Raw genomic sequence first — 8504 nt, forward strand, 5'->3', positions numbered from 1 at the left:
CACGGAAGTTAAGCTCTCTAGCGCCGATGGTAGTTGGGACCTTGTCCCTGTGAGAGTAGGACGTCGCCAAGCAACTATTAAGACGAGTCAGAATGACTCGTCTTTTTTGTATGCTTTCATACCTCTGTTAATTGCCTGCTTAACTCCTTCTAAATAGGCGAATCCATACCTTTTATCTGGTTCTAAGTAAGTACCTTCTGCCCATTCATTCCACGCATTAATAAATAAAAACTCGCTGTTGTAAAGAGAATAGGTACGCTGGATTTGTTTGCTTAAATATATCGTGAACTTCCTAGGGGTAGAACCTAGGAAGATGCTGCTATTTAAGTCTTTGCGGCGTGCTGTATTGTCCCAGTCAACAAAGGCACCAGGAAATGTTTTTTTCTCTGGAGGAGATCGTTTTAGTATATACATCCACACTTTATCATAATCCCAAGCGTTTATTTGTTTACCAGACTCATATATTGTTTTATTTATGTCTGAAGAGCTATCATGAGCAATTGTATAAAAAGGCTCGAATTCAATGCTAGCATCAAATCCATTTATATTAGGAAGTGGAAAGCTGTTTAATGTTTCTGCAAAGTATATACCTTTCAAACCATTTTCTTGTGCGAGTGTATTCCAATAATGAAGCATTTGTTCACAATGAGGGATATGCCCGGGGCGATAAATAATGAATAGTGGTTTATCGTCTATACGGATATATCTCTCATCTTGGAAAGCTTGCAATAAATACTCAAAGTGCTCTTTCCAATCCGATAATTCTCCATAATTTTGAGGCATTAATATGTGACTATCAAGACCATCCCAAGTTTTTGTCCACGGTTCATTTGCCCAAGAAAGGCAAAATGGAAAATCTGGTTCTTTCATCTTAAGTACCTCATTAAAGGGTGCCTCCAATAGCCTCTTCCCTTTAAACCAGTAATGGTAATAACAAAAACCATATATGCCATGTGCTTTGGCGATTTCTGCTTGCCATTTTCTTACGGATGGGGTGGTTAAGTCATAATAAAAATCTTGATAAGGTTCTCTAGGTTGGTAATGTCCTGAAAATAAAGGTCGTGCACTTTTAGTATTTGTCCATTCAGTAAACCCTTTCCCCCACCATCGGTCATTTTCTTTTATTTGATGAAACTGTGGTAAGTAAAAAGCGATTATTTTCAAGATATATCCCCCTTATGTCCTTCGTAGTTCAAGTGGTGGGAAGTTACTTTTGATTTTTCGAATCTAGTTAAAACATGAGATATGTTATTTACTTACTGTGTTTATGCTGCATAATGAATTCTTTTGTACAGTGTGCTTAATATGGAAATCTTTGATGATTTAATATATACGGCTGAGATACAAAATGATCTTCATTATACAATGAGCGAAAAGAGTTAATCTTTTTGGAGAACAAATAGAGCTTGGGGTAACCGGTTTGTATCATCAAAAAAGTCCCGTAGCTTTAAATACTTCTCATAGTGGTTTTTAATATAAGTTCTAGGTATAACGGTTTCCCCGTAGAAGCTACTGTTTCTAACGTCTCCAGCTCCCGTAGGGCTGTGGACAAAATTGCCGCTTTCATAATCCGAGATGGCACGATTTATATCTGGAAAAGCTTGAGATAAAGTTTTATGCCATCCCGTTTGAATTAATTCAGGGTGTTCCTTAAATTGTTGACAGAAATCGAGAAAATAGCGTGCTTGTGTTGTGGCGATGAAGATGCCACCTGGACGAAGAATTCTTGAAAATTCCTTTATCCAATTTTCTGCTGTTTCTTCGGATAAATGTGAGAATACAGAATAAGCGAATATGATATCTAATGAATTGTCATTAATAAATCCTACAGGAGGTTGTGGGTTGGCTGTTTTATATATCCCTCTTCCTAACGTTTCATTACAAAGAGTAATCATGAGGGGATCTACATCAATACCAAGTAAATTTTCATCGCGAACATCTTTGAAAAAGAAGCGTATGATTCTTCCCCATCCGCAACCAAAGTCTAAAATTTTACGTCCTTTATTCAAAGGAACACCTAGATTTTGGGCATATGTTTTTACATGGCTATAAAACAAATATGCTTCATAAAGAGCATGTTCATAGGAAGCACCTACAAACTGTTGTTGAATTTCTTCAGGGGGGAACATAGGTACTGGAATGCCATTTATCTTTGTTTGTGAGCAACTTTGTATAAATAGATTTAGAAGTTCAACATCAGAAAGCGGGCTAACAAGGTTATCAAAATCATTTCCTAACTTGAAGTTATTCATTTGTTAACCTCCAAATTATATAGTACCTAAAAATTATTTTCGTGTTTTTTACTAATAAAAACGTGTAGAAATTCAGCATCTAACCCCAGTGATCTATCCTTTTGTAAATAAACAATGGTATACATATTTGCATGTGTATAAATATATTCAATCATATCTTGACCCCAATCAAATGTTACTAAAGACCCGTTCTTATCAATAGGATTACCATGATAAATTGGCTCCTCAATATATTCGATTCCTTCTTTATTGATTCGTGCTCTTTGTAAAGTCTTTGTGAGTGTATGATACCAAGGGACAGTAAACACATGAGCACCGCCAGGCTTTAATACACGCTCTATTTCTTTAAAGGCTTTGTTTGGCTCCATTACATGTTCAAAGACATCTTGAGTAATGAACAAATCAAAAGATTCATTTTGGAAAGTCATATCCTCTAAGTTCTCACATCTAATTCCTTGAAAGTATTGGCCGAGAGGATAGTTTTTAAAGTATTGAGAATACGTATAGTTTTTGCAGTTTTTTATAAGTAGCTGAGTTGTAATTCCCCCAGGAGAGGATTCGTGGATATGATAGGAACCCCATTTAGGAAAAAATGTATTTAAAACTTGGATTATAGCTCGCTGCCTTGGTATAGAGTGGCATGTAGAACATAAGTAATGATCTCTAAGCCAATCATTATGCTCTATAAATGTAGTTTCCTTCTCACAAATAACGCAATATCCATTATTGTGCTTCAAATTACCTTCCACATGACATCACTCCTTTGTAAAAAAATGCATATGACACACACGTCAACAATCAGTGAAATCAAAGAGAGTGGGTGGAAATTAGGGAACCCATAAAAGTGAGATTGGTAGAATGGAATAATTAGCGGGAGAGAACCCCACGCTAATTAAAGTTTCACTTTATGCTATGCGATACATTCGCTTTTATTCATTGAAGAATGTATCGACTTAGAATATCCCTTTTGTGTACGGATACATTTCAAAGTCTTGTGCATATATTTCTGTAACTAACGCCATTGTTTCTTCATCATAAAAGCTTTCATATGTTGGAAAGCGAGGGAAGGTGGCATCTGTAATGCTGAGTTCTGCATAGCTTCCTGTATAAAGCATCTTATGAGCCCGATGATGATCTGAATTTGTAAGAAGCGCTAAATTGGATTTAATCAAATCGTACGTGTGTTCTATCTTAGTGATTTGTGTATTAAAATCTTCTAAAGGAATATAGTATTGGATGAAATTTTCTTCACCTGGAACGTATTGCTGACTAAAATGTATGTCCATTGCTAGGGAATTTGAACCCAATGCTCGAATGTAATATAAAAATTGTTTAAATGATACTCCACGGTTACTATATTTGTCATTATACAAATAGTGGCGGATATTTTCCCATTGAGGGCTAGCATATGGATTGTCAGCAAGTAATAAAAATGAGCTGACGGCCCTTTTGTAGGGATTCCGTACAAGTTTACAAACATCTTTATTTGCTGTTAGAAGCCCATTTTGTAACTCTGGTATGTAGTTAGTGTTGTTTTTATACACCCAGAATTCATAGTAATGAATAAAGTCATGGTATTTCTTTGCTTCATTAAACAATCCAATTTGAAAAAAGAACCAATTAGCTAAGGCGGTACATCCGCTTCTATGGCTCCAGAATAGTATAAGTGGAAAGTCTTTATGGAAATGTGGGATTCGATCTTTATGTAGGATTACATGATTTAAAAGCTCTTGATTTACACTCTTCATACATGTAGTGCTCCTTTTTGAAATTTTTATTTATGGAGAAGGGAAGTTTTTACTAATGCAATATATTCATGGGAATGAGTAAATAGTATGAGTGTTTTTTGCGGTCAGCTTAAATAAGATAGTGATTCTAAAAGGAAAATATAAAATAAAGATAATGAAAATTTATAGGAAGCATACAATGATAAGAGGATGAATAATAGCAGTGACCAAGTTCATTTAGTTGCATTTCTAGGTGTGATAAGCAAAAATCTTATTACTAGAGAGGATATTATGAGGAAGAATAATTATTTAATAGTAGGTGGAAATAGTTTCATTGGTATTAACCTCGCATTAGGTTTATTGAAACAAGGTCAAACTGTCAAAGTATTTTCCAGACATATAAATAATTTTCCTCAAAATATTATAAGTGATGTTGAATTTATTAAAGGTGATTTAGCAAATGTTGAAGATATATATAAAGCTTTAGTGGATGTGGATATTATTATTTATTTAGCTGCAACGTCTAATGTAGCAACTTCAATTGAAGATGTTTTCGGAGATATAAACAGTAGCTTTTTTTTTCTTAACTTCATGGAAAGTGTTAAAAATTTTCCTGTTAAAAAAATCGTTTTAGCATCTTCTGGAGGCACGGTTTATGGTGAACCGGAATATTTACCTATTGATGAGGAACATCCATTAAAACCACTTTCTCCTTATGGAATAACAAAAGTATCGCTTGAAAATTACTTGTACTTTTATAAGAAAAAATACGGAATTGACTATGTTGTATGTAGATATTCTAATCCATATGGAAAATATCAAAATCCTTTAAAGAAAGTTGGGGCAATAAACTGTTTTTTGTATCAGCATCTCAGTAATGAAAAGATTAATATATATGGGAATCCACAAGAGATTATTCGAGATTATATTTATATCGATGATTTAGTTGAAATCACTATACAACTATCAAAATTAAATCGTTTGAAATCTTGTGTATATAACATAGGGAGCGGCAAGGGTCTCTCTTTAAAACGAATTATAGTAGAATTGGAGAAATTAACGGAAAGAAAAGTGGACTTTACCTGCTATAAACAAAGGCAAGAAAATGTTCAAAAAATCATTTTAAATATAGATAGAGTAAGACGAGAATGTAACTGGGAACCGAAAATAGATTTCAAAAGTGGAATTAGATTAAATAAGCTATGGATTGAAGAGTTCTTATATAGTAAAAAATAATAAACCATGCCCTACTTTTGTATAAGTAGAGCGTGGTTTATTATTTTATTTCTTTTTTTATTACCCAAAGGTCTTGATGTTCCCACCAAAAACCTTCAGTGTATTTTTTGATGACAGGGTTATAGGGTAATAATTTAATTTTGTCACATACGTAAGAGGGACTAACAATCGTTTGCCCGTATTGATGAACATCCAAATCTAATTGTTCACTAGAAGGGAGAAACCAATAACCCTGTTTATTTAAATCTGGAAAGCTGAAGTACTTTTTACTTTGATAACCATGAGTCGTGAAAATGAGTAAACCTTCAGGAGAAACAGCATTATACAATGTTTGAAGCCAACGGAACCAAGTTGTATCAGGCATATGAGAAAAAAAGGATAGACAAAAAACGATATCATACGTAGAGGAGGTCAAATTTACTTGTTCAGGTTCAGGGTGAGATAAGATAGAAGAAGTATTTAATGTACGTTCAATAAAAGTAATAGCCTCTTCATGTATATCGCAGGTAGTTATACTTAAGTTCGTTTGTAGGTTTAATAAATGACGTGTTATGCAGCCGTATCCGGATGCGAATTCTAATAATTTTATTGGAGTGTCTATAGGAGGATAAAAGGACGTAATTAAATCTAAGAGTGTTTCTGCGGATTTTCTCCCATCTTGAAAATAATAATCTATCGCTTCTTTTTTAGATGGGAAGACTGGATTAGTGACAAGGAATTGAAAGATATGATCCTCTGGATGGATACTTGCATTTACATTGTAGTTGTGTGCAATTTGAGAAATCAAATCTTTATTTGCCTCTATAAATTCTTTCAATGAGTAACCCCCCTTAAATGATAGTAACGTCTTACAAGAGACACTGATGGCGAAGAAAGTATATCATTCAATCTTCAAATATGCTTTAAGATACTTTCTATATGTGTACATTTTCTTTTTTGAAATATTGTCGATAGTAAAGGTTTCTTTAATGAAATTCTGCATTTGTACAACTTCACTGTAATGGGAATATGAATCTTCTGTTCCCGTTACGCTATTTGTATGTCGTCTATGATAGTTTAGTGGTTTTGGATTGAAATAAATGTTCCCCTCTTTAAGAATAGAAACATAGAAAAACCAATCACCAGCTACTTTAAACTTTTCTAATTGTTTTTCTGTAGTTTTTATATCTATGTTTTTAAAAACTACACTGGAGACATTAGGTATGGTGTTCTTGATAAGTAATGTATCTTGTATTTCATCTATCCCTTTTCGAAAATAAGAACTTTTCCATTTTTCTTTATCAATATCATTTGTGTAATCTAAATAATGATTGGCCAGGATATTTCCTTGTTCATCTATTTGTTTTGATTGTGTGTAGCTTAAGGTAACATCACCATTTATATGAAACCCTTGTATTACTTCTTCTAAAAATGTCTGATCACATAAGTCATCGGCCTCTGCAATCCAAATATAATCACCGGTTGCTGCAGAGACGCCTTTTATCCATTGTTTAAATACAGAACCAGAGTTTTTATCATTAATAATCTGCTGAACTTTTAGGTGGGGCTTATTTTCGTTTGAGAGCAGCTGTTTAAATATAGATACGCTATTGTCAGTGGAGGCATCGTCTAGGAAAATTAGTTCGTAAAGGGGATAGGTTTGGTTTAATATGGATTTAACTCGGTCAGGTAAGTATTTTTCGTAATTATAGTTCGGTATGATTACGCTTATTTTTTTGTAATTATGATCAAGTAGGTTTAACAGTTGATAAATGTAATGAAGAAAGTTAAAATCTTTTTCAATAAGCTCTTGGCCAAAGCGCCCTTTTTGTAATCGTAAGTCTTCATCTCCAATAAATTCATATATTCTTTCCAGCGCCTGCGGTAAATTTAAAAAGTCTACTAAGGCGCCAGTTTGTTCCGTAACAACATCTTCAAAACCTCCAGCGTTTTTAAACCCTATAACAGGGACTTTTGTATCTAATGCTTCTAAAACAACGTTTGGAAAAGGATCTTCTCTTGAAGTTAATAAATATAAATCAGCCCCGGCGTTATATAAACCGATATCTGGAGTAGGCTCAACTAATGTGAAATGTGCTGTATATCTTGGGGATAGTGTGTTAAAGAAATGAACGTCTGTTCTCCCGACCCAGATAAAATGAATATTCGTATGAACTTTTCTTACTGAGTAAGCAATAAGTGAGAATAAATCTATCCCTTTCCGATGATCAGCAAAACCTACTCCCAAAATGATTTTGCTATCTAGAGGCAGGTTGTGTTTTTTTCGTAATTCGCTTCTAGCTTTTGCAATATTGTTCTTATAAGGATTGTGGTTAAACAAGCCTTGAGGGAGGATGTGACATTTTTGATGATCTAATTGGGTGATTGTACGGAATTTTTCATACACGTACTGTGAAGGGAAGACAATTTTGTAAGCAAACTGGGCAATGTTTCTCGCTTTCCCCTCGGCAGAGTACTGTTGTATTAAATGCGGCAATTCATGTATTAATGAAATAACTTTTATATTGTGTTTAGCTAGTAATGCAACTATGTCACCACTTATGACGGTACTACATATGGCGATGGTATAGTCTTGTGATAGTAACTTCTTTATTAATAATTCGACCCTTTTTTCTGTTGGGTAGTCTTCCTCTAGGCAATAAACAGGACCATACTTTTGAAAATCGTGGATTAAAATGCCCGTTCCAATAGAAATAATTGCGACGGAGTAATGAAAGTTTTCTTTAAGAGCTTTAATAGTATGTAAAGAAAGCAGCTGTGCTCCGTGGAAATGGGCATCATGGGATACATAAATGATCTTCTTATTAACATGCATTTCATAACGCCTCCTAAGTTAATTAGATTTTTAGTAAATGCATGGTGTATTTATAATTCCTAGAGAGAAGTGGTAGGAGATAATTGTGAATATAGCTGGAATGTACTCGAAATAAAAAGTGCTACCTTTAATATATATTTGTTTGGCTTGCTATTCATTCTTTAGAAAGGTGTAAGTAAGAAAGTATAAACTGTCGATTATGAAAGTGATTGCAACAGTTTATTAATCTCTAGGAACGGAGTATAAATGAAGAAGGTTCAATACCCTTTAGAATTTATAAAATAAAAAGGATAAAAGGTATTGACGATTAGGATATAGAGGTGTAATATAGAACAAGTCGCCGATGTAATAACGCAGAACGCGGCAAACAAAATGAAAGACTTAGTTGACATTAACTAACGAAGATGTTAACATAAGGAAGTCGCAAATGAGCGACCGAGTAGTTCTTTGAAAACTGAACGAAACAAACAACGT

General features: G+C 34.0%; 7 protein-coding genes. 1 reads left to right on the top strand and 6 read right to left on the bottom strand.

All coding sequences use genetic code 11. The annotated features are described in order from the left end of the window. Nucleotides 1–87 precede the first annotated feature (87 nt). The 4 genes from JDS99_RS28940 to JDS99_RS28955 form a co-directional block, all read right to left on the bottom strand. Nucleotides 88–1164 carry a glycosyltransferase WbsX family protein gene (locus JDS99_RS28940; RefSeq protein WP_088121150.1) on the bottom strand — a complete coding sequence of 359 codons (1077 nt, stop codon included), beginning with the start codon at nucleotides 1162–1164 and terminating at the stop codon, nucleotides 88–90. 215 nt (nucleotides 1165–1379) lie between these two features. Next, nucleotides 1380–2252, bottom strand: a complete 873-nt coding sequence (locus JDS99_RS28945; protein WP_106383617.1) for a class I SAM-dependent methyltransferase — start codon at nucleotides 2250–2252, stop codon at nucleotides 1380–1382. Nucleotides 2253–2278: 26 nt separating this feature from the next. Beyond that, nucleotides 2279–3001 carry a class I SAM-dependent methyltransferase gene (locus JDS99_RS28950; RefSeq protein ID WP_106383618.1) on the bottom strand — a complete coding sequence of 241 codons (723 nt, stop codon included), beginning with the start codon at nucleotides 2999–3001 and terminating at the stop codon, nucleotides 2279–2281. Between the two features lie 204 nt (nucleotides 3002–3205). Next, complete coding sequence (locus JDS99_RS28955) at nucleotides 3206–4000, bottom strand: sulfotransferase family 2 domain-containing protein (RefSeq protein ID WP_064460162.1); 795 nt, start codon at nucleotides 3998–4000, stop codon at nucleotides 3206–3208. Nucleotides 4001–4270: 270 nt separating this feature from the next. Here JDS99_RS28955 and JDS99_RS28960 point away from each other — a divergent pair, with 270 nt between their 5' ends. Beyond that, nucleotides 4271–5215 carry an NAD-dependent epimerase/dehydratase family protein gene (locus JDS99_RS28960; protein ID WP_106383619.1) on the top strand — a complete coding sequence of 315 codons (945 nt, stop codon included), beginning with the start codon at nucleotides 4271–4273 and terminating at the stop codon, nucleotides 5213–5215. Nucleotides 5216–5255: 40 nt separating this feature from the next. Here JDS99_RS28960 and JDS99_RS28965 read toward each other — a convergent pair whose 3' ends face one another. Continuing rightward, a complete protein-coding gene (locus JDS99_RS28965; RefSeq protein ID WP_106383620.1) occupies nucleotides 5256–6032 on the bottom strand; it encodes a class I SAM-dependent methyltransferase in 777 nt (258 codons plus the stop codon). 63 nt (nucleotides 6033–6095) lie between these two features. Beyond that, nucleotides 6096–8030, bottom strand: coding sequence for a glycosyltransferase (locus tag JDS99_RS28970; protein ID WP_106383621.1), 1935 nt, complete (start codon nucleotides 8028–8030; stop codon nucleotides 6096–6098). Nucleotides 8031–8504: the final 474 nt, after the last annotated feature.

This window comes from Bacillus cereus group sp. N6, from assembly GCF_016483705.1.
Lineage (GTDB): Bacteria > Bacillota > Bacilli > Bacillales > Bacillaceae_G > Bacillus_A > Bacillus_A wiedmannii.